Source organism: Vibrio sp. A11, assembly GCF_013048705.1.
Lineage (GTDB): Bacteria > Pseudomonadota > Gammaproteobacteria > Enterobacterales > Vibrionaceae > Vibrio > Vibrio metschnikovii.
In genome coordinates, this window is sequence record NZ_VHSI01000007.1 from 101,609 (window position 1) to 125,014 (window position 23,406).

Here is a 23,406-nt window from a genome sequence, read left to right on the forward strand (position 1 = left end):
CTATTGACGTTTACAGATTAAATCAATCAATGATTATAATAGATCAAAACGATCGGCATTCATCACTTTGCTCCAGGCAGCAACGAAGTCATGCACAAACTTTTGTTGGTTATCTTGTTGCGCATAAATCTCAGCGTAAGCACGTAAAATCGAGTTTGAACCGAAGACTAAATCGACTCGGGTTGCCGTCCATTTAGCCTGACCCGTTTTGCGGTCACAAATCTCATACGAGTTACGCCCCGTCGGTTTCCATGTATAACGCATGTCGGTTAAATTAACGAAAAAGTCGTTACTTAATACGCCCACGTTATCGGTCAATACACCATGCTGCGTACCGCCATAGTTAGTCCCCAGTACACGCATACCGCCGATCAGTACCGTCATTTCTGGAGCGGTTAAACGCATCAACTGTGCGCGATCCAACAGCAGCTCTTCAGGCTTGACGACATAATCTTTTTTCAACCAGTTGCGGAAACCATCAGCCACCGGCTCAAGGACATCAAATGAAGCAACGTCCGTTTGATCTAGCGTTGCATCACCACGACCAGGAGCAAACGGTACGGTGATAGCCACGCCCGCCGCTTTAGCCGCCATTTCTACCCCAAGGTTACCAGCCAGCACGATAGTATCAGCGACACTGATCCCTGCTTCAGCAGCAATCTTCTCTAATACCGCTAACACTTTCGCCAAACGCTGTGGTTCGTTCCCTTGCCAATCTTTCTGTGGCGCGAGACGGATCCGCGCACCATTCGCACCACCCCGTTTATCGGAGCCTCGGAAAGTACGAGCACTGTCCCAAGCGGTGGAGACCATTTCACTAATACTTAAGCCGCTGGCGGCAATTTTCGCTTTCACCGCATCAACGTCATAATCACACCGTCCCGCTGGGATTGGATCTTGCCAAATCAACTCTTCTTTAGGGACATCAGGACCAATATAGCGAGCTTTAGGTCCCATATCACGGTGCGTCAGCTTGAACCAAGCGCGAGCAAACACCTCAGAGAAATAAGCTGGGTCTTGATAAAAACGCTCAGAAATCTTGCGATAAGCAGGGTCCATTTTCAGCGCCATATCGGCGTCAGTCATGATTGGGTTATAGCGAATACTTGGATCTTCAACATCAACTGGCTTATCTTCTTCTTTGATATTAATCGGTTCCCATTGCCAAGCGCCAGCTGGGCTCTTTTTCAATTCCCAATCATAAGTAAACAGCAAATAGAAATAGCCGTTATCCCATTGGGTTGGATGGGTTGTCCAAGCCCCTTCAATACCACTGGTCACCGTATTACGACCGATGCCACGCTTAGTATGATTCATCCAGCCTAAGCCTTGCTCATCCAGTTCCGCGCCTTCAGGGGCGGGGCCTAAATTCGCCGCATCGCCATTACCATGACATTTACCAACGGTATGACCACCGGCGGTTAACGCCACCGTCTCTTCATCGTTCATTGCCATGCGTTCAAAAGTAACACGCATATCATAAGCCGTTTTCAGTGGATCTGGCTTACCATCGACTCCTTCTGGGTTGACATAAATCAGGCCCATCATTACTGCTGCTAATGGATTTTCAAGATCTCGCTCTCCCGAATAACGGCTGTTTTTAGCGCCACTCGGTGCCAACCACTCTTTTTCTGAACCCCAATAAATGTCTTTTTCTGGATGCCAAATATCTTCGCGCCCAAAAGCAAAACCAAAGGTCTTAAGACCCATCGATTCATAGGCCATATTACCGGCAAGGATCATCAAATCCGCCCAGCTGATTTTATTGCCGTATTTTTGCTTGATTGGCCACAGTAAACGGCGAGCTTTATCTAAGTTGGCGTTATCTGGCCAAGAGTTGAGAGGAGCGAAACGCTGGTTACCCGTACCCGCACCGCCGCGGCCATCAGCAATACGATAAGTTCCGGCCGAGTGCCAAGCCATGCGGATCATTAAACCGCCATAATGACCCCAGTCGGCTGGCCACCAATCTTGGCTATTGGTCATTAACGCTTTGAGGTCGTTTTTTAAAGCGGCAACATCGAGTTTTTTTAGTTCTTCACGGTAATTAAAATCTGCACCCATTGGGTTCGTTTTCGTGTCATGTTGGTGCAAAATGTCAAGGTTGAGCGCTTTAGGCCACCAATCCATATTGGTCATTTCATTCGATGTCACGGCACCATGCATAACTGGGCACTTGCCACCTGACGAGGTGTTATTGTTTTCCATTATCTTCTCCTTGCGACACATTGCTGCGATGATTCATCGCATTCACGGGTAGATTTCTATCTAAAAATCTTATACTTTCATTGTGTTACTTTTTGCTCTACTACACTTTAGATCAAGCTGAATGTTCTGCCATCAATAAACTTGCGCACCTTCACGAGTTAGAAAAAATCTTCTCAACGTTTAGCGCTTGAGGCATAGAATAGGCAATATCGCTAGTGGCGGCTAATCGCCTCGAACGATTAATCTGATAGGTAAACGTCCAAATAACTTGAAGATTCAGCAAGGTAGGTAGATAGTAGTCGAATAGCATTCGATAACATTAACCATAATCAAACTGCATTGCATCTATCACGAGTTCTATCCCATTATGTGAAGTATGTATCGGTGCTCATACCTAAACCCGTTGACGTTGCAGGTAGGTAGTCAGAGAGTTTAGCCTATGAACATAGATGATCATGGGCGTGAAATAAGCAAAGTAAACCAACACTGCAGCTTCAACTAAAAAGTTATATACCTAAACAATTTGGCGTTACAGAAAGACGCTAAGTGAGTAAGCCCCCATAGACAACGATGTGATTGGGGCGAGCGAACCTAGCCAGCACCACGTAAGTTCAAGTCGCAAAGGTATAAGTCAATAAAGGAGATAAAGATGAATATTGGTATCAATGAATCTGATCGCATTAACATTGCCCAAGGACTAAAACGGTTACTCGCCGACTCGTACACCCTGTACCTACAAACCCATAATTTCCATTGGAACATTACTGGGCCACAATTTCGTGAGCTGCATTTAATGTTTGAAGAGCACTACACTGAGCTCGCGGTTGCAGTGGATGATATCGCCGAACGTATCCGCTCTTTAGACGTAGCAGCGCCGGGAACCTATAAAGAATTTGCTGAACTTAGCTCAATCAAAGAAGTGGTAGGGTTAACTGATGGCGTGGAGATGGTCAATATTCTTACTCAATCTCATGAGCAAGTAATCCGCACTTGCCGTGATGTACTGAAACTCGCTCAAGCGGCAGACGATGAGTCCACAGCTTCACTGGTCTCTGACCGAATGCGTGTCCATGAAAAAACCGCATGGATGCTACGCGCGACTTACCGATAAGCGTCATAACGCTCCTCGTTTGACTTCCTATCAAGGTTAAACGTCTAAAAAATCAATAAAGGGGTGTAATCGCGCATCCCTTTTTATTTTCCTCCTCGCAAAAAATTCCTCTTCCCTTTGTTTTTCCATAGATTTTTAACTACTTTCCGTGCATTATTTCTCATTGGTGACAGTTATAAAAATAACCAAAGCTCAGTCTGTTACTGTTAATGACGAGGAGGCGGTATCGCTATCATCATCTGATGACCAACGAATACCGTCCAGTATCAAGGGATAACATCACAAGGACCACATCGTGACTTATATTCACAACACCATTGTCAAATTACAAAAAACAAGTCCTGCACAAGCTGAATTTTATCAGGCGGTAGAAGAGATTTTAGATTCTTTACAGCCCATTCTAGAAACCAACGATAAATACAAACAGCATGCGATTATTGAACGAATTGTTGAACCTGAACGCCAAATCATGTTCCGAGTGCCTTGGGTAGACGATCAAGGACAGGTTCAGGTCAATAAAGGCTATCGTGTTGAATTTAACTCGGCATTAGGCCCATACAAAGGTGGGCTACGCTTTCATCCGAGCGTCAATGCCAGCATCATTAAATTCTTAGGCTTTGAGCAAATTTTCAAAAATGCGTTGACCGGTTTACCGATTGGCGGCGGTAAAGGCGGAGCCAATTTCGATCCTAAAGGCAAATCCGACGGCGAAATCATGCGCTTTTGCCAATCGTTTATTAATGAGTTGTATCGTCATATCGGACCGACATGCGATGTACCCGCTGGCGATATTGGTGTAGGTGCTCGTGAAATTGGTTATATGTTTGGTCAATACAAACGGTTAACTGGCCGTTACGATGGTGTCTTTACTGGAAAGAGCCTATTGTGGGGTGGATCTTTGGTGCGTAAGGAAGCCACCGGTTATGGCTGCGTTTATTTCGCGCAAAATATGTTGGAAGATAACGGCCTCTCGCTAAGCGGTAAAACTTGCTTAGTTTCCGGTGCTGGCAACGTCGCTATTTACACCATAGAAAAACTCTACGAACTGGGCGCAAAACCGATTACCTGCTCAGACTCTAACGGGACGATTTATCATGAAACCGGGATTGATTTAGCCACTTTAAAAACATTAAAAGAAGTACGTAAAGTGCGCTTAGAAGAGTATCTCACTGAGCATCCTGACGCTTGCTATATCCCAGCCAGTGATTATCCACAAGATGGGCACGCCGTCTGGCGCTTTCCAGCTCAGTTAGTCTTCCCATGCGCGACACAAAATGAACTAACGGAACAAGATGCACAGGCCCTCGTCGCCAATGGAATTATCGGTATCTCTGAAGGAGCCAACATGCCATCCACTCAAGACGCTGTAGAAGTCTTTCTTGCGGCTAAAATTTATTATGGCCCGGGCAAAGCCGCAAACGCTGGCGGCGTAGCAACCAGCCAATTAGAGATGGCGCAAAACGCGAGCATGCAAACGTGGAGTTTTGATGAAGTCGATGAAAAACTCAAAGTCATCATGAAAAACATTTACCGCAGCGCTCGTGATACGGCGGCAGAATTTGGCGAACCGCATAACTTAGTGCTAGGTGCTAATATCGCGGGTTTTCGTAAAGTTGCCGATGCAATGATAGAGCAAGGCGTGGTTTAAAATAAACGAGGGGGAGTCGTCCCCCTCATGCGTCATTACGACCATAGTCAAATATACTTATTGTTATCTATTTTTTAAATATTCATTGATCGTAATTGTTACACTACTATTAATTTCAACTAAATCATTAATTATAGATATCATTTCCTCTATAGATTGAGATTGTTCAATCATTGCACATTTTTCAGACATCGAAATACATCCTATTATATTAGAACCACTTTTCATCTTATGAGCTAAAGACTGGCTTTCTTTTATTTTTCCATCTGAAACAAAGGAAGTTAGCATATTAATATCTTTTTCATTTTGAATTAAGAACTCTCTTAATATCTCAAGCACAACTTCTTCATTATTAATGAGCGATACAAGCTTATTAATATCTAATAACTCATCTTTTTGATTAATTTCATTTCCTGGACTATAATATAAATTATTTTCCATGGAAATATCGAGCAACACTTTTTCCAATCCATCAATTGTGATTGGTTTAAATAAACAGTCATTCATTCCAGACTGAAGACACTCATTAACCACTTCTTGTTGAGCATTTGCAGTGTAACCTATAATATAGGCTGGACCATTATTATTTTCATTCTCATATTCTCTTATTTTCCTTGCCAATTCATAACCATTAATATCTGGCATATTACAGTCAGTTATTATAATCTGATAATTTTTATTCTTAATTAAATCCAATGCACTGCGCCCACCGTCAACTCCATCAACTTGATGACCAAGAAACTTCAATTGCTCAGATAGTAACAATCTATTAGGGAAATAGTCATCAACAATTAATATGTCTATACTTTTAATTTCCATATTAATATGACTAACTTCTTTTGATGTGTCGTCTTTATGATCAATTGCTATCATAAATGGCGTAATAATAGTTATTTTTGTACCTATATTTTCTGTACTCTCAATACTAAACGAAGATTCCATTAAGCTACAAATCGATTTAACAATCATTAAACCTAACCCTGTCCCACCTCGTCCTAGATGGTTATTCGCCTGATTAAAAGCTTCAGATATATTTTCTAATTCAGATTCTGGAATGCCAATCCCAGTGTCTTTGACTACAAGTTTAATAATGCGAATATCTTCTGATTTATCAATTAGTGTTATGCTAACATTAACCTCACCTTTATCTGTAAATTTTATTGCATTACTTATAATATTAATTAGTATTTGCTTTACTCGTGTCTCATCGAAAGTTAAATCTTCGACAATATTATCATCAAAATGAAGAGTTAAAGATATACCTTTTTGTTTAGCTAGATGACTATATATATTATATATGGAATTAACACTGTTCTTTAAATTATTTCTTTTAGGCTTTAACGTTAATCGTCCCGCTTCAATTTTTGCAATATCTAATATATCACCAATTAAGGTTAATAAATCTTGTGCAGCTTCATTAGCAATACTAATAGAGTGAAAATCAAACTCTTGATGTTTTGATTTTTTCAAGGCTAAATCTAATAAACCAACAATAGCATTAATCGGAGTTCGAATTTCATGACTCATCGTTGCTAAAAATCGACTTTTCGCAATATTAGCTGAATCGGCCAACTCTTTAGCATCAAATAGTTGTTGAGTTAGTTCGGCACGGTCACTAATATCTATCCATCCACCAATGACACCGTCAACACTATTTCCATTTTTTAGTCTAAATGGCTGTATCCAATGATATAAATAAAGTATTTTATTATCTTTGAAAACTTTTCTATCTTTAAAAATTGCTGAGTCTTCATTAATAGAAATTAGATGATCACTATGAATTTCTTGTCTAGTTTCATGAGCAATGAAGCTATTAGAAGTTTTTTTTCCGACAAGATTTACATTTTCCTTATCTATAAATCGACTATAGCTCTTATTATAAAGAATATATTCCAAATTACTGTTTCTCACATAGATCGGGTGTGGAATACTATCCACTATTATTTGCATAAAGTTTAATTGCTGATGAAGCTGTTTTTTTACAAGTAAAGTTTTCTTATAGCTCCTATATAAAAATACACCACTTAACACAATAATTAACAAAATAAAAAACACAGATACTATCATTGTATATATAGTATATCGGTAATCCCTCCATGTTTGTGAAACAGGTACTGCATTTCTTTGCCATCGATTAGCAATAAGATTCATATCTTCAATAGTAATTAATTTCAACAATTCGTAATTAATGTTAATAACCTCTTCATTATTTTTATCTATAACAAAATTAAAAATATCTGGTTTAATTTCGGTTACTAAATCTTTTATCATTAATTCATTTCTAAAATATTTATCTAAATAATAGTTGCTTGTTATTAGAGGTGCTATTGATATGGCTTTACTCGATGTTTTTGTTAAATCAGTTAAAGCTTCTAAATAATTTTTTGACATCACAATTTTTTTATCAGGATATAACTGATTGATACTATTTTTCAAACTTTCTGATTCTGGAATAAAAACAATATCAAAATCACCATTAAAGCCCATTTTAGTAATAGTAACTAAAGTTGATTTCGCAACAAATCGATTAAAAACTTGATTATTATCATTCAAATTAGACTTTGGTAAAACAGTAAGATCCGCTTTACCTGAATTTAAAATATCTAATTGCTCCTGCTCATTAGTAACAAATTGATATTTAAATTCAATACCACTAAGAAGCCTAAAAAGCTCCAAAACATCTATAATAATCCCTCTCGGAATTTCATTTGCATCTAAATAACTGATAGGTGCTGAATATTTAGACAGTACAACATTTATAGTACTGCTTTTAAAATTTTCTTTCGCTAACGATCTTGCATATAATAATGTATCTCTTTCTGGAACAGACATACCACCACCATTCCAATAGTTAGATAATCTATAAGATAAATTACTATCTATTTTAGATAAAATAAAATCGATAAATTCTATTAACTGATAATTTTCCTTTTTAGCTGAAAAGGCGAATCCTTTAGAATCAATTTCAATTAAATCATGAAACTTTATTTTACCAATAAACTCTCGATTAATTTGATAATTGGCTGAGTATAAATCAAGAATAATATAATCGACCTCACCTTGAATCAAAGCAGATATAACCTCAGATGGTGTTTTATATAGAGCCAATTTTGAATCTGGAAATATTTTTAATATCTCTTCATTTTTCAAGTACTCATTAACCATACCTATTTTATTTATTAAAACATTTTCAGATAAATCTCTTAAAGTAAATAAAGAAGGTACGTCTTGCTTATAAGGTAGACTTAACTGGAGACCAAAATATTCTTCATATAAGTTAGAGGTCGTTAATAAATCTATTTCACTGTTTTTTATGGCATTAATAGCATCTACTCGATTTTGATATGGTATTAAAGTCACTTCAATACCAGCTATCAATTCAATAACTCTTAAGTAATCAGCGGTTAATCCCTCATAAAAAACATTTCTACCACTGCTTACAGTATCATAAGGGGAAAAGTCATTTAAAACAAAACCTACTTTCAACTTTTCAGGTTTATACCCTGAATAATTGTTTAGAAAATAACTTGAAATCGAATCTAAATCATAAGATTGATAATTAACTGAACTACTTATTTCATATGTGTAACAATTAAAAGAGAAAATGAAAATAAAAATAGATTTTGAAAGAATCGATAATACAAATCTCATACATTATTTCTCTTTGCTATAGAGATAAGGTCAACTATATTTTTAGCATTTAATTTATCCATAATTCTTTTTTTATACGTGCTGACAGTTTTGTTGCTGATCAACATTTTTTCTGCTATTTCGTTATTAGAAAGTCCCGAAACTAGATAGTTAAACACGACTATTTCTCTAGCTGATAAGATAGATAAGTCATTTTGATCTTGTACAGTTGATAAGTGAGTTACACAGTCGGGGAAAAATTTATACCCAGCAGCAATTGCTTTCATTGCAGTAACCAGTTCTTCTAAACCTGTTTCTTTTGAAAGATAACCATAAGCACCGGCCTGCATACATAGACTCACAAAATGTGAGTTAGGCTGTGACGTTAATACCAAAAACTTTGTTGTAATCCCCATTGCAGTACAACGTTCGATAACAGATATCCCATCAATCAAGGGAATAGAAATATCAATAACGACAATATGTGGTTGATATTCTTTTATTTTTTTTATAGCTTCCACACCATTTTTAGCTTCAGCCACAACAGTAAAATTGTTTTTCTCTAATATAACTTTTGCAGCCATCAATACAATTGGGTGATCATCAACTAAAATAATATTTGTCATAACACTCCTAATGAAAGAATAAGGAAAATAATTATCATTTATAATGACAAGTTTTTATGTTCATTATTAGTTTAGCAGTTACTGATTAACGTGCAATAAAAAAGCCCAACGATTTGGGCTTTTTATGTTTCTAAATAAGATCAATTAATGGGGAATTAATCCTCTCCATGAGGATCAGCACCAAATAACCAAGTAACTGCATTAGCAAAAAAGATAGAGTTTGATACATCATAACGAGTACCTCTACCATAATTTGGCTTATCTACAGGCGTCCAATCCGCCTCAGGATCATCAAAATTAATCTTATAGTTTTTTACATAAAATGGATACGCTCTATTATTATCATTGGGTGGAGTACCTGAAACTCTGAAGCCAATAAAACCAGCATCACCAGTCCATACAAATTTTAGCTTGCTATGTCTTAATGCCGTAATGGCAGCATCACCTTCTCTAGGCTGAGTATTGCCTGATACATCAAATCCATTACTGTAAGCGACATAGCTATTTTTGGGTAAGTTATGAACATAAGAAACACTCGATTGATCAAGTCCCCAGTATTTATTTCTGATGTCACCAAAAGGACCATTAACAAGTGGATCATCGATATCCTTAAACTGAAAAACACCACCAGCGGCAGAAGTAGTTCCATAATTAACTTGATCACCAAATACTGGAAACATAATATCCCTAGTTGCTGCGTTAGTTTGTGAAAAGTACATCAATACTCCGCCATCATAAAGAAAATCCCTTAATCGATTTGTGGTTACCGCATCTGGTCGATTAGGGTAACCTATATGAACAATCGCTGGTGGATAATCTCTATCTAACGCAGCGCGTAGCACCGCATATTGATAATCTCGTGCAGTTTCAAAAACCCACTGTGCATCCAAACCCACTTTACCTTCCGGACCAAAGTTAAGCTTACTTTTTAACACTGCATTTGCAGCAATTGTTCGTCTAGATACAGGATCAACTTCAACAGCAGAATTAAATCCACTGTAAGACTGATTATTTAAGCTACCCATGCCAAACATAAATATTTCATCAATGACATCTATCACTCTTGAAGAGGTATACTGACCATCACGACTGGTTACAGTAACGGTTGCTGTGCCTTTACTTCGCCCTACTGCTCTTCCTGTCATCGTATTAACAGTTAAAACTGATGGATCGCTTGTTGTCCAAGTTAGGCCTTTAGTATAGAACGTATTGTCACCAGCACTATTAGTATAAGTGACAACTAGATCTTTATAGGTTCCAGTAATAATGTAGAATGGATCTCGAATTTCAAAATCTCTAATATTTAGATTCAGACAGCTTACAGATGCAAGCTGGGTTTCTTCTCCACTAGACACACTACCGCGATTATCTTGATAGATACTTATTTCTTCTGTCCCAACATCCTGAAGCCAATAGTTTAAATTCTTAGGCCATGTTGCAGATTTCGCTAACTGATTCGAGCGTTTTTGAGTAATTAATTCAATTTCTTCAGCACTAGGCAATCGTCCTCCCTTAGCTTTACAATAGGCACCTGCTGTTTTAGCATCAAACAGTGCGATATTAAGTGGTTCAGAAACAAAACCATCTATTGTTTGTGTGCTTTGATAGTTAAAACCGTATTTATCACTTATCGATTGCACTAGAGGACCTGAAAGAGTAAAACTGGATCTAACATCACCCGTATCATAGTAATAGTCTTTTATTGGTGAGGAAACACGAATATTTATCACACCAACACCATATCCACCATTATGATCAGAGATCATATAATTAATGTAATACTGACCGGGAACTTTAGCTAAGAATTTAATTTTTTTATTATAAAAATCTATCGTATCAAGCTTTTCCGAATCAAATGGGAGGCTGACTGATGCATTCGTTGATTGCACATCAATAATTTGTAATGGATCCCCGTCCGGATCAGAGATAAAATCACTCACATCAATGATGATCTCTTCGTAAGCGGGGACAGCTCTAATCATATTACCTGGGTCATAATAGTAACTGAACGACCCCACCTCAGGCGGCTGGTTGCCTTCTCCCGACACACCAACTAATACGGTACCAATATAATATTGACTCGTATTGCTATTATACGCACTATAGAATAATCGGTTATAACCCGCTTCTTGTACGCAATAATTGAGTGTATTCATCGAGGAATCAAAGGAGTTCACCACACCTGAGCCAATCACGTCTATATTTGGCTGAAGGCTCGCCCCATTGGGGATGACATCTTGCAAAGAGATGGATGAGCAAGTTTGAGCTTCCAATGCAATTGACTTTGGTGGTAGCGTAAAAGACGCTAAGCTTGCCGTATTTACCGATACCTCTTCTTGCACCAATACACGTGAATAGCCAGTTGCCGTAACTGGTGTTTGACTTTGATTTGCACTGACTGTGTATTTGAAACTACAGGTGGTTGGATCATTAGTTTCAATTTCAAACTGGTTATCACTAACACTCGTTACTTGGCAGTCTTGATGATTCGTTAGCGGCTCAACGCTTAACAGCGTCACCGCTGCATTCACATCGGATGCAATCACATCGCGATCAATCATCACCGCCGCACGAGAATAAGGTTTAACCATTCGAGTAATATCTTGAGTATGCAAAGATACCGCTTTTTGTTGTGGTGGCGTTATTGGAGAAACACTATCTTCTTGTTTACAAGCGAATAAAAGTAAACAAAATAAAATGACCAACCCTTTTTGACTTTTAGACATATGACCTTCTAATAAAGATTTTCGTATTAGCATAACTAACCAAGTTCAATTTTAATAATCAAACACCTTTTACTTTAGCTCATACTAATAAAGCAGGAATCACTACCACCCAAGACAGTGGTTTAGGAGTGACCGTAAATATAATAATTTCATTTAAAGTTTGAAACGCAAGTTCCATAATTTATATCATCGGAATTACCAAAGGAACCAGTCAAACCACCATCATATAAACGTAATCTATAAAATGTATCATTTACTATACTTTTTGACCAATAGTCATAAAAGGTTGGCCAACCAAAACGTTCATACATGCCTAACTCTTCACTATTTTCATAATTAAAGAGCACTCTTAATTCTTCAACTGTTGGAGCTCGCCAATTAGAACGTCCAGAAAAATTAATAGCAGAAAGATCCCTGCACCAATGATCTAATTGGCTAGATGAATCATTTAAATTTAAATCATTACTATTAAAGAACAAAGCAAACTCACTGTTACTAGGATCTCTACTATTTTTAAAAGATTGTTCAGATTCTTCAAAATATACTGTAGACCGAACATATGTTTTATATGGATTATTAGTAACCTTATCAATAGAGGTATAATTTAAATAATCCATAACTGAAACAGATGGTGTACTCGTATACCACTTCGTTGTATTATCAGTCACTTCACGTATTTTAAGACATTTACCAGATGCATTATAAGGATCCGTATCATTAATTTTTCCACCACATACTGGTATTTGATACTCTCTAAAACAAGTAAAATAGCTAGTTTCTGGAACAATATCATGATCTCCCACATGCAAACTGTCTACTATATCCGTTTTAAAAGATTGCGCTGTATAAATATCAACTCCTTGCTCATCCGTCTGTTTCCCTTGAATGACATATGGTTTATCGATAGGCCATGTTGCTTTAATTTCGCTAATAACAGCTGAATCATAAATTGAATCAATGAGTGATTTATTCAATAATTTTGCCCCATATAAGGTACAAATCGCTTCTGCAACGTCATAAGTGAACGTTGCTATTTCGGCACTTTTTTGCGTGTCTACATTTGGTGAAGAATAGTCAAAACCAATCTCTAAAGCATCTTCTAATGTGATTGGCGCCATCAAAGTTCCTAAGGGCGTTTTAATATCTTCAAATGGCCCCTTAACGTAGAACATCACCTGTCCCATTACAAAAGCACCGAGGTTATCCGTTAACAAATAAGATAAACTGTAATCTCCTCGACTGGACGCAGAAAAAGTTAAAGACGTACCATCAGTGCTTGCACTCGCATTAATAGTCGAAACCTGAACTATTTCAAGCGTGTCACCTTCTGGATTATCAATCACACTCGATAACTGTGATAATGAAATAGTCACAGTTTGGTCAGCCTCTAATGACGTGTTATACCGATAGCTTTGTACAGAAAATCCCATATTCGTTTTATTTCCCACAGCGATATCTATTTGACCTAGATAGGTTTCCATACCATTAGTCAAGCCATAATAAATACGATAGGCACCAAGTTGAGTTGTTTGATCTGTTGCAAAACGAAAACCACTTTCAAAAAATTCAAACATCGCACCAGATGGGCCAGATAACGCGGCAGTACTAATACTAAATCCTTGATTAACTTTATCTGAATGAAGTTGATTTATATCAATGTATAAAGGGTTATCTTGAATTTGTACAGCATAGCTATAAATAGGCAACCTCGGTGCATCAAAATTCAAAGAATTTAACGAACCTGTAGTATTTATAGCGGATAACGATGCGCTTTTAGCAAGGTGTAAAATTCCCTGACTACCGGAAGATCCATCAAACGACTCAGTTTGATATTGATAGATACAGTTACCCACTGTATCTGGATTTATTACTAATTCTGAATCATTGATATTGAAATTATAGCAGTCAAACTCATTTACTTCGGCAATTAATTCAATATCACTAATACGTTCATTATTACGCTTAGCTAAGGCTATAGTCGTAGGTTTATCTATTAACACGGTTCTAGTTATATTATGTAAAGAGGCGTTAATATTTGATGCACTCGGTGAAGATTGAGGCCGCTCGATAATATCTTTATCATCACTTCCATTGCATCCAGCTAAAAGTAATCCAGACAGAAGAATACTTATTCTTTTTATATCATTCATGATCAACATACTCATTTAAATGATGGGTATCAAATTAATAGGTTTCAATATTATTATTATGTTTTAATAATCTATTGAAAATAACCTCAACACGTCGATTCTTTGCTCGTCCTTCATAGCTTAGGTTATCTGCAATTGGCTTATCTTCCCCCATTCCAATAACAACAACTTGGTCGGATTTAATACCATTTTTAATAAGATAATCTGCCACTGATTGAGCTCTTTTATACGATAACTGATAATTATACAATGGTCGACCAATACTATCAGTATGGCCAACAATAGTAATCATACCTTGAGATTTTTTAATTTCAGGAATTAGCTTATCAATGTCGTTAGCTGAGATTAGTTCATAACTGTCATTTGCAAAGTTACTATAAAAACTTTCTGAAACAAGTTCATAATTTACTTGCTGAATTTCAGTTTTTTCAACAATATTTTCAACTTCTTGAAAAACTGTCTTCGTTCTGGACTGACCAAACTTATAACTCAAACCAATTGAGCTAAATGTAACATCTTTACCTTGATTAAAGTTGTCCTCTTTTTCTTTAAAATCTATATGCTGAACCTCTGCTCTTAAAGACCATTGATCTGTTATGTCATATTCTAAACCTGCAGCTCCCAGTAAGCCAAAATAGTGACTTTTATTTGTATATGATGAAGGTTGATTAAGGTATTGATACCCCAATCCCAACTTAGCATAGGCATGTAAATGACTAGTTATATCGAGAACTCTAAATTTACTTAATATTTCCCCACCCCAAATACTCGTATTACTCTCTATAAAATCAGAATTTATTTTATAATCTGGACTACCATAACTACTGATCGAAGCTTCTAGAGCGTACCAACGATTAAACTGGAAACCAGAAAAAACAGAGTATCCGAAAGTATCTATTTTACAATTTACTTTATCATCACAATTATTACTATACCTAGCCCATCCTAATTTCTGACCAGCATAGAAATAACTCTCGCTTTCATTATAAACATCATCATTAGAATGAGCAAAATTAAATGATAAAAATGATAAAAATATAATTGTAATTTTTTTTGTATAGTCATTATAATATCTCTTCAAAAATAACTGTAAACGTATCTATATGTTCACCAGACTCTAGCTCTTCTGCAGAGACATGTTCATAACCAATTAAAAGCTCATATTCAAATGAATTAGTTGCTGTTGATACTCGCCGTTCTACTGGTTGAGCTGCTTGTGCAGTTAGCTGACCATCTTCAACAATAGAAACCACTTCACAACTAGGACAACGTATGTAATAGTTTATCTCACTTTTTTTGAAAAATGTTTCATCTTTTATTAGCCTTTTCATTTTATATTCTCTATTAGGAAAAACCATCCTTATACCTGATTGAAAATAACCATTTACATTAATAGAGAATTGTGTTTCACCTGATGCTGTATAATTTGTTGTATCATAAATGGGTTCAATAGTTTTCTTGGAATCAGCAATGATCTCTTTTAAATACTCTGGGCTATATTCTAATTGTACAGAAAATGAAGACATGGGTATATTACGATAAGTAGTAATACCATTGGATTTATAATAATATTTTAAACTAACAGGTATACTACCAGTATAAATACCACCAATGGGGTCACTTAAACCTTCAAATGCAGTGACAAGTGCATCTTTATCTAAATAAAATATAGGTCTAACAAAATAAAAAGGCTGAACGTTACTTGAAAGTAGAAAACTGGTATTAGAAAAACAACTTTCTGATGATAAACCAATCGATGTTAATGAGTTAGGAAAGACCGAGAGAGAAACACTCGTTCCTGAAAACGAAGTACCATTATTACAAACCGTTCCAGTGACAATCGGAATAGCCTCACGAGTTAAACCTGAAACACCTGCCGTATTATACTCAATACCAACTAATTTTATTGGCAAATCAACTTTACCTCCAGGCCCAACTAGTTCAAATTTATTAATCGCTGTCATTATCATACCCGGCTGCCAGTGGGTAGTTGGAGCTAAATTACTGACTACTTGCCAGTCACTCAAAGTATAAAGGTGAGTCGATGATGTTTGCTGTGCATTTCTGAGTAACATTTCATCACCGTTAAGACTAATATTTAGTGTTGCGGATAGACTAGGAAATGCAACAAAACAAAATGCCAATACTATTATTCGCCATCTATACATTATAATTCCTCTGAGTTTTTACTATTGTGTCAGCCTAACTCTTCTTACATAAGTACTATCATGATTAAGAATCACCGCATTCAGTGTATGGCTTTGTATCCCCTCTGGTAACAAAAAGCTCTTCTTTCTTCCGGCTAAAACAGTAAAAGCCGCACGACAGTTATTAATTATTTCTTTAGTACATTGATCAATACCTACTCTAAGGAAAGTATTACCTGTATTTTCTACATAAAGATATTCGCCATTGTTTTCTATATTGTATGAAACTTTAGATTCATGTGCTGGAATAATATAAAGTGGTGCATAGCCAACATTTAATGCTACGACTGGAGCTTCCCCTTCATTTTCAGAGTATGGAGCTGGAGCAAAGTTAATTTGATATACTCTATCTTTATCAAAATTACACTCTCCAATACATAAAGAACGAACACCGACATTTCTTTTTAAACCTGATTCTATAATAACTTGTGGATGCGTTAATGTAATCTCCCAATCCATTAGGTTTGAATTATCGTATGGAGTCCTAATGATTTCTTCTCCTTGAACATCAAATTTGATAATAGAACCCGATACATAGGTAGTATATGAGTCATCATTCGTTAATGTAAAAACACCATTACCTGATTTATCACCGACAAGTAACATTGTATCTATTGACAGGGCGTTAGCTATATTTGATATAAAAAAATCAAACCAAAAATAAAATTCTTTTTCATTATCTATGTTTCCTAAATTAATTGATTATAGATTAACTAAAGTGAAAATGCTTTCACCATTTAACAGCTCATTATCTTTAGCAAAACGTTGTATGTTATACAATAACTCTACATTATTATTACTCATCGCTGTATGTTGGTTATTTACATATACATAGACAACTTCTCCAATTTCTTTTTCAATAACATCTTCATTTTTAGCTATAACTGATTCAATCTGTTTTTTAATAAATTGGCTGTAATCTTTTTTATTAAATCCACCGACAAATTTTAGTGTTATTGATTGATCTTCGTTTCTACTTACGTATTGCTCCATAGGCTCCAATTTTGGCACACAATAATTGTAACCAAAATTCAACATGGTTGATTTTTCCACTGGTGGAATGAAACATACCAGTTGTTCGTTTCCTAAATGAAAGCCTACTCCTTCTTTTACTGAGACTTTATATATTCCGTAAGTAATCATCTCATTGGATAAGCAAGCATCACCTTTACAATTGATATCTAAAATCTCATTATCGAAAATATCTCTGAAACCTGATATGAAAGATAACACTCTCGCCATATCAGTTTTAATATATTTTACTGTTCCTGGTAAAGAATAGGATTCGGCAAATTTTTCACCCGAATTTCTAAGACCAACTGTATCACTATCAATAAAAGAACGATATTTTTGGTAGTCGCGAAGAGGTACTACCTCTTTATTTCTCTCTATAAACCTCTTAGTTCTAGCTTTACCATTTTCTTCAACAAGCAATAAGCCTTTTGTTTGTTCTTTCCAATGTTCAGAGTCTATTTTGTTTTGAGAATCAATAATTAAATAAGAATTTGATTTATTTTTTGTTGCTGCAAAACCATTTTTTGTAATGATCTGACTTGAAGAAAATGATCCAATTCCCGATAGATTATTATTACTATTTGCGTACACATACGAGGTTAACTTATAAGCATCATCTGTTAATGTTGTATTGACAGACATATCATAGGTATGTTCATCATGATTATCTGGATAGTAATTATGACCAATTGTTAAATCACCTTGTATGTTATTTGTGTTAGAAAATAAATTTTCCTTTTTTACCGTTGTTCGTAAGCTTCTTAGTTCGTCACCTCTTGTATCCATACGAGAACGAACTGAAAAATCATTACCGAACGGAATGCTTACTGCCAGTTGTGCTGTAAAATTATCACTATTAGATTGTTTGAAGTCATAGTCTAAATTTAGCTGTAAAGAGGTCCCATTTAAAATATAGGTACTCAATCCTAACCCTAACAGAGATGATTCAAATTTATTTGATTTTTCCGATGATATATTATCATTGCTATAATATGAATAATTCATATAACCTAAAATAGAGTAAGGCAAACCAAATCCTTTGCCAATCGTCGCTCTAGAAAAATTATTTCTTCCATAGAAGTAACGTGCAAAATTAGCTTCCTCTGAACCACTAAACTTTTGGTAAGAAAGATCCCATCCAATTATATTTAATGACATGTCATAGTAATAAGCATCACTAATAAAGTATTCACCGATTAATGTTAAGCGAGCATTCATTGGCAAATAGGCGTTAGCTCCTAATGTAAAAGCAGAGTCTGTTTTAGTAAAAACTGAACTAGCTCCAACAACTAGTGGTTCAAAAGGGCGATAAGAAAGCATACTTCTAAAGAAACCATTGCCGGAAAAGTCATGATCATCTTGTTGAGTACTTGCATATCCATCAAATATTCCCATAGTAAAAGAAGTGTCATAACTACCAACTGCAAGTACATCACTATTGGTGTTATAAACACTTTTTACTTCTTTGGATATTTCACTTCCTCCTGAAGAAATCACAAAAATAGCTTCATAGCGCCCTCTCGGTAACTCATCATTTGTAATGTATCCTTGACCCGCAGAAACATTTTTCTGCAAAATAATTCTGTCATCTCTATATACAGTTAATACACCTTCATTAGGAGCAAAGAAAAATAATTTTTGAGTCTGGTTTTTAGGACCAGATATCAAGTTTTTTGATGTACTGACCGTTAAACCTATTTCTTTATTATTATTCTTAGCGTTTAAAAATGAGGTTGAGTTTGTATTCGCTCCATAGCGTGTTAAACCTAAAACATAACGATAGTTTTCTACTTCTAAATTATAATTTAATTCATTTAGCTTGATATCATTAGTTCCATTTTGATAATAAATATCACTAACAACATTCCCATATGGTAAACCTAAAACCGAACTATTATAAAGGCTAAAGCTATTTTCATTATCTTTAGATACATTAGCATAAGCATCAATATGATTTATGATAGACCAATTTTCTTTCAAAGGATCGACATAAATAATTTCATCACTAAAATTTATATTCTTAACTAAAATGTTTGGGTTCGCATAAAAATAAAATTTATTTGTATAGTAATCAAAGTAGATGTCATATTTTTCTGGAATGTGAACACACCGCTCAATCAGACCAGAACAAACTGGTTTATTTTTTCGGCCATAGCTCAATTCAGAGATTATTTTATCTACTTGCGATTTTTCAATTCCGTTACGTTCTAAAAAATTTTTATAGATTTCTAGTGATGCCTTATCTTTAATTTGAATATAATCATATCCAGCATAAATTAGGATAGTAACTTCCGTTCCATCAATTCCGACCGCTGTAACTTCACGATTTTTAACTTCAAAAAGGTTTTTGAATTCATCAGGAACAGGAGATGAACTTAAACTAAAACTTGTTATAAGTAAGCCAGTAACGAGAAATGTTTTCTTGAATATCATAGATCAAACCCTACCATCAACTGGATATCACCGGAACAGGAAATGGCCTCATTAGGAATTTTTCCAAACTTTAGTTTAAACTCATACAAAGATGAAAAATTCTCATCTGTGTTTTTGTTTTGAAAATGAAGTACCAATGGCATATTATCTTTTAAAATAATTCCATCTAAGTATACAGTGGTAAATTCTTTTCTATCATTATCTGTAATATCATCAATACCTGTTTTAATCCCTTGTTCGTTAAATTTGTAGCATTGTGACACATTTCTGGTTAATGTAATTGCATGATTCACTTGCTTACTTGATGAATCATTAAGTAATGTTGCTTCAACGTAGACTTGTGTCATCACTGGCATTATTTCATCTGTATCTTTATTTATCTCTGGATAAAGAATTTCATCTTTGAATTTAATGGAAATATCACCATTAAAAAATGCACTTTTGTCAATTGAGGTGCTAACTGTCATACTATGTGCTATAGGTTTTGCAAGTGCATAGTTATTAAACAAAAACAATATAGTTGTAATGAAATATGCTAATTGGCGGTTTATAGATAATGACATAACACCCTCTAAAGTAGAGCCTGCAGTTTTTACTGCAGGCTTTTAAATACAGCCTAAGACTATATTAGAAACGTTATACTAATTAAACGTCTTGACGTGCAGTAATAGACATCGTTGCCACAACTTTAGAGACATTTTCTAGTTCTTCCGTTGGAGCATCAGATTTTAGAAGAATTGAAAGTTGTGAAGCTTCTGTAATATCCTCAGCACCTAACGTCACCTCTTGACCATTAATCTGTACAGTGATATCGCTTGATAGTGGCGTAACAGCACCACCTGAAACAGCGTGATAACGGACAGAATTCACAGTCCATGCCGCAGATACAAGATCGGTTAATTCATTTTGTTGTGGTTTGCCGTCGTCATTCGCATCTTCCCAGCCCCAGGCTTTAAGAATCGCTTCACTACCAAAGTTGTAGTCAAAACTTAAATCTGGAGCTACACGACCTAAGTCAAACTCATGACCAGCTTCAATAATTTTATCATTAATATCTGTAATAACAATGTTACCATTTGGTACTTGAGTAGTAATATCAGCGACCCACTTAAGGTTATCAACACGAGCAGTGTCATCCACTGCTGAAAACGCTGCACCTGAAACCAAGCTACCAACAACAACGGCTAAGACTGATTTTTTATTAAACATAATTTTACTCTCTATTAAATTATTAAATTATTAAATTATTAAATTTCATTTAGTTACACTGCTTTTTCAATTGGGCTAACCAATTCAGTTATATAATAAACTAAAAATAACACCTCGAATGTAGTATCATTCTTTGCAGAATGTAGGAAAATTCCTCGCATGGATTGGGTTTATATTTATCTAAAAATTTATTATTTCTACTTTTTTTTATAAAATTTATAGTTTATATTGTAAACTAACTCTTTAAATAACTATTTTGTAACACTATGAAATTTAATAATAAATCAATGTATTTATACATAACTCTATTCATTATCATTCTACTTCCCACTCAAGGATTTGCTAATGGTTTCCCCTGTAAAGTTAACCAAGAAAATAATAATCTACCCCCTATATTAGAGTCTTCCTGTCCAATAGGTAGTAGTTTATGGCATGATAAAAAACCAAAAAATATCGATTCAGTATTTTGGATTCAATGTGGAATGTTCAGAAAACCTTTCTTTTTGAATGATCTTAGTCATTTCCATAATAAAATATCTTATGATATTTTATTAAAACCTGATGAAAAATTTAAAGCTGATAGATGCCTTATTGGTCCAATAGAAAAATATGACCAAGCTAAAGACACACTAAGAATCGTACAATCAATCAAAGGATTTGAAAATGCGTTTTTACGCGAAGTTTTTATAAATTCAAATAAAACCAATAAAGATACCATAAGTAGTAAGCATAATATGAAAAATATAAATAATAGTGAGAAGAAAAATTTTAATGGCGACCCTATAAGCATAAGAATGTCTAAGATAGTTAAAAATTTACAATTTTCTCTTCCTTATGTCACATCAACAAAAATTCCATTTTATGTTGAGAACAATCAGGCATGGAATAGACTTAATTATGTAGAAGCTACTGAAGTCTGTGAATATATTAATATGAGACTTCCATCTCATGATGAATGGAAAAATTTGTTACTAACTGAAGTTTTTATTGATGAGAAGTTACCAAAGGATTTACCTTATTGGGGGCATGATGAAAAAGGACTGCTCCTTACAGGAAAAAGTACAATAATGCCAACATCATCTAGACTAAACATTATCTGCGTAAACGATAGAAGTAATTAATAATATAATTTCTATTGATACTTTATTATTTTTTTAAAAGTATTATTTTTAGACAAAGGAACAGAATAATAAAATCCTTGAACATACTTACAACCTAACAACTTTACAGTATCTAACTGGATTTTTGATTCAACACCTTCTAATATAACATCTACACCAAGATCATCTGCTAGATTTAATATATTTTTTACTATGTTTTTTTGCTTTGTGCTGTTTTCTATATTTTTTATAAAAACAGCATCAAGCTTTATAGCTGAGAATGGATAATAACAAAGTCTTTCCAATGAAGAATATCCCGTACCAAAATCATCTATAGATACCTTAAATCCTTTACCAATCAAATATAAAATATTTTCTTTTGTTTCAATTGGATAATAATCCTTCTCGTCCTCTGTTATTTCAATCTCAATTAAACTTTTATCTAATTTAAACTTTTCCGCCAGCCAATCAATCTCCTCCATTAACTCTCTATTTCTTATCTGACTAATATCTAAATTATAAGAAAAAGTGAAGTCTTTTTTTATAAAACTTAATTTTTTATGGAAATCAAGGCCATACTTGTAAATGGAAATAAACATCTTATCAAGAAGATTCAGCTCTTTAACTCCATTTAAAAAAACTTAGGATCTAATATTTTTCCAAACCATCTACAATCCCACCTAGCTAAAACTTCAAAACCTATTATCATATCATTATGAATATCAATCTTCATCTGAAAAAAACCAAAAAACTCATTATTGACAATTCCATCTTTAATTATATTAAGATCAATTTTACATTCATTTTTCATTGTAATAACTCTAATCTTTTTAATATAAAAAACACTTTTTTAATTGAAGTTGAATCATTATCTAACATACCTAAATACTTACAATTCACATATTCTATATAACAAGACAAATCTATTTTATCACTTCTCCCAGCAATTATTGCCAAATAATTGCTCACCCCACCCTCTCTATTTAACATGTATATAAGATCTTCATTTTTTAAAAACTCAGGATTAACTAAAAACAACTTAGAATCATTATAAGTATAATTAGAATCCCATTCCATTAAACTTGCTTTATCTTTAAAAAACATTATTGAATCAATCTGTAATTTTTTAGTTAACTCTCTACATTCTAACATCAATTTGAAATAAGAATTATTATTATCAACAATAGCCGCAATCATATCAAACACCAAGTGACTTAATAATCATCCAATATAGTTTACAGCTAAAAGTTAAACTATAGGAATAAAGCCAATGAGACATAAGAATTACCCTACATAAAATCAGGGATAGTTGTTTTATTCTTACATCCTTTTTCTGTATTATGA

Annotated in this window: 17 protein-coding genes; 3 read left to right on the forward strand and 14 right to left on the reverse strand. The window is 34.8% G+C overall.

Annotation, left to right across the window (positions count from 1 at the left end; genetic code table 11):
- Nucleotides 1–33 precede the first annotated feature (33 nt).
- Nucleotides 34–2,208, reverse strand: coding sequence for a catalase/peroxidase HPI (katG, locus tag FKQ60_RS09260; protein WP_154170782.1), 2,175 nt, complete (start codon nucleotides 2,206–2,208; stop codon nucleotides 34–36).
- A 649-nt stretch (nucleotides 2,209–2,857) separates the two neighbouring features.
- On the opposite strand from katG, the gene FKQ60_RS09265 reads away from it, so the two are divergent.
- A complete protein-coding gene (locus tag FKQ60_RS09265) occupies nucleotides 2,858–3,319 on the forward strand; it encodes a Dps family protein (RefSeq protein ID WP_004396773.1) in 462 nt (153 codons plus the stop codon).
- A gap of 295 nt (nucleotides 3,320–3,614) precedes the next feature.
- Nucleotides 3,615–4,967 carry an NADP-specific glutamate dehydrogenase gene (gene gdhA / locus FKQ60_RS09270; protein ID WP_170906340.1) on the forward strand — a complete coding sequence of 451 codons (1,353 nt, stop codon included), beginning with the start codon at nucleotides 3,615–3,617 and terminating at the stop codon, nucleotides 4,965–4,967.
- Between the two features lie 63 nt (nucleotides 4,968–5,030).
- Here the strand turns inward: gdhA and FKQ60_RS09275 are convergent, their stop codons facing one another.
- The 10 genes from FKQ60_RS09275 to FKQ60_RS09320 form a co-directional block, all read right to left on the reverse strand.
- Entirely contained in the window at nucleotides 5,031–8,618 is a 3,588-nt protein-coding gene (locus FKQ60_RS09275) for an ATP-binding protein (protein ID WP_170906341.1), read from the reverse strand.
- The gene (locus tag FKQ60_RS09280; protein WP_170906342.1) at nucleotides 8,615–9,223 is read right to left on the reverse strand and encodes a response regulator transcription factor; all 609 of its coding nucleotides are present in this window, start codon (nucleotides 9,221–9,223) and stop codon (nucleotides 8,615–8,617) included. Before FKQ60_RS09280 ends, FKQ60_RS09275 begins: the two co-directional genes overlap by 4 nt.
- Nucleotides 9,224–9,378: 155 nt before the next feature.
- The gene (locus tag FKQ60_RS09285; protein ID WP_249374285.1) at nucleotides 9,379–11,949 is read right to left on the reverse strand and encodes an Ig-like domain-containing protein; all 2,571 of its coding nucleotides are present in this window, start codon (nucleotides 11,947–11,949) and stop codon (nucleotides 9,379–9,381) included.
- A 149-nt stretch (nucleotides 11,950–12,098) separates the two neighbouring features.
- Entirely contained in the window at nucleotides 12,099–14,099 is a 2,001-nt protein-coding gene (locus tag FKQ60_RS09290) for a DUF1566 domain-containing protein (RefSeq protein WP_170906344.1), read from the reverse strand.
- Between the two features lie 34 nt (nucleotides 14,100–14,133).
- Nucleotides 14,134–15,180: an OmpA family protein gene (locus FKQ60_RS09295; protein WP_170906345.1), complete on the reverse strand. Its 1,047-nt coding sequence runs from the start codon at nucleotides 15,178–15,180 to the stop codon at nucleotides 14,134–14,136.
- The gene (locus tag FKQ60_RS09300) at nucleotides 15,164–16,267 is read right to left on the reverse strand and encodes a hypothetical protein (protein ID WP_170906346.1); all 1,104 of its coding nucleotides are present in this window, start codon (nucleotides 16,265–16,267) and stop codon (nucleotides 15,164–15,166) included. Before FKQ60_RS09300 ends, FKQ60_RS09295 begins: the two co-directional genes overlap by 17 nt.
- Before the next feature lie 21 nt (nucleotides 16,268–16,288).
- Nucleotides 16,289–16,912: a hypothetical protein gene (locus FKQ60_RS09305; protein WP_004396782.1), complete on the reverse strand. Its 624-nt coding sequence runs from the start codon at nucleotides 16,910–16,912 to the stop codon at nucleotides 16,289–16,291.
- A gap of 96 nt (nucleotides 16,913–17,008) precedes the next feature.
- The gene (locus tag FKQ60_RS09310) at nucleotides 17,009–19,753 is read right to left on the reverse strand and encodes a TcfC E-set like domain-containing protein (RefSeq protein ID WP_170906347.1); all 2,745 of its coding nucleotides are present in this window, start codon (nucleotides 19,751–19,753) and stop codon (nucleotides 17,009–17,011) included.
- The gene (locus FKQ60_RS09315; RefSeq protein ID WP_170906348.1) at nucleotides 19,750–20,316 is read right to left on the reverse strand and encodes a hypothetical protein; all 567 of its coding nucleotides are present in this window, start codon (nucleotides 20,314–20,316) and stop codon (nucleotides 19,750–19,752) included. The genes FKQ60_RS09310 and FKQ60_RS09315 overlap by 4 nt, the downstream gene beginning before the upstream one ends.
- An 82-nt stretch (nucleotides 20,317–20,398) precedes the next feature.
- Complete coding sequence (locus FKQ60_RS09320; RefSeq protein WP_170906349.1) at nucleotides 20,399–20,962, reverse strand: hypothetical protein; 564 nt, start codon at nucleotides 20,960–20,962, stop codon at nucleotides 20,399–20,401.
- Between the two features lie 266 nt (nucleotides 20,963–21,228).
- Between FKQ60_RS09320 and FKQ60_RS09325 the strand changes: the two genes are divergently transcribed.
- The gene (locus FKQ60_RS09325; RefSeq protein WP_170906350.1) at nucleotides 21,229–22,083 is read left to right on the forward strand and encodes a hypothetical protein; all 855 of its coding nucleotides are present in this window, start codon (nucleotides 21,229–21,231) and stop codon (nucleotides 22,081–22,083) included.
- 11 nt (nucleotides 22,084–22,094) lie between these two features.
- On the opposite strand, the gene FKQ60_RS09330 is transcribed toward FKQ60_RS09325, so the two are convergent.
- Genes FKQ60_RS09330 through FKQ60_RS09340 form a run of 3 tightly spaced genes read right to left on the reverse strand, consistent with a single transcriptional unit; the run spans nucleotide 22,095 to nucleotide 23,259 of the window.
- Nucleotides 22,095–22,679: an EAL domain-containing protein gene (locus FKQ60_RS09330; RefSeq protein ID WP_272870383.1), complete on the reverse strand. Its 585-nt coding sequence runs from the start codon at nucleotides 22,677–22,679 to the stop codon at nucleotides 22,095–22,097.
- Between the two features lie 14 nt (nucleotides 22,680–22,693).
- Nucleotides 22,694–22,873 carry a hypothetical protein gene (locus FKQ60_RS09335; RefSeq protein ID WP_170906352.1) on the reverse strand — a complete coding sequence of 60 codons (180 nt, stop codon included), beginning with the start codon at nucleotides 22,871–22,873 and terminating at the stop codon, nucleotides 22,694–22,696.
- A complete protein-coding gene (locus tag FKQ60_RS09340; protein ID WP_170906353.1) occupies nucleotides 22,870–23,259 on the reverse strand; it encodes a hypothetical protein in 390 nt (129 codons plus the stop codon). Before FKQ60_RS09340 ends, FKQ60_RS09335 begins: the two co-directional genes overlap by 4 nt.
- Nucleotides 23,260–23,406 lie beyond the last annotated feature (147 nt).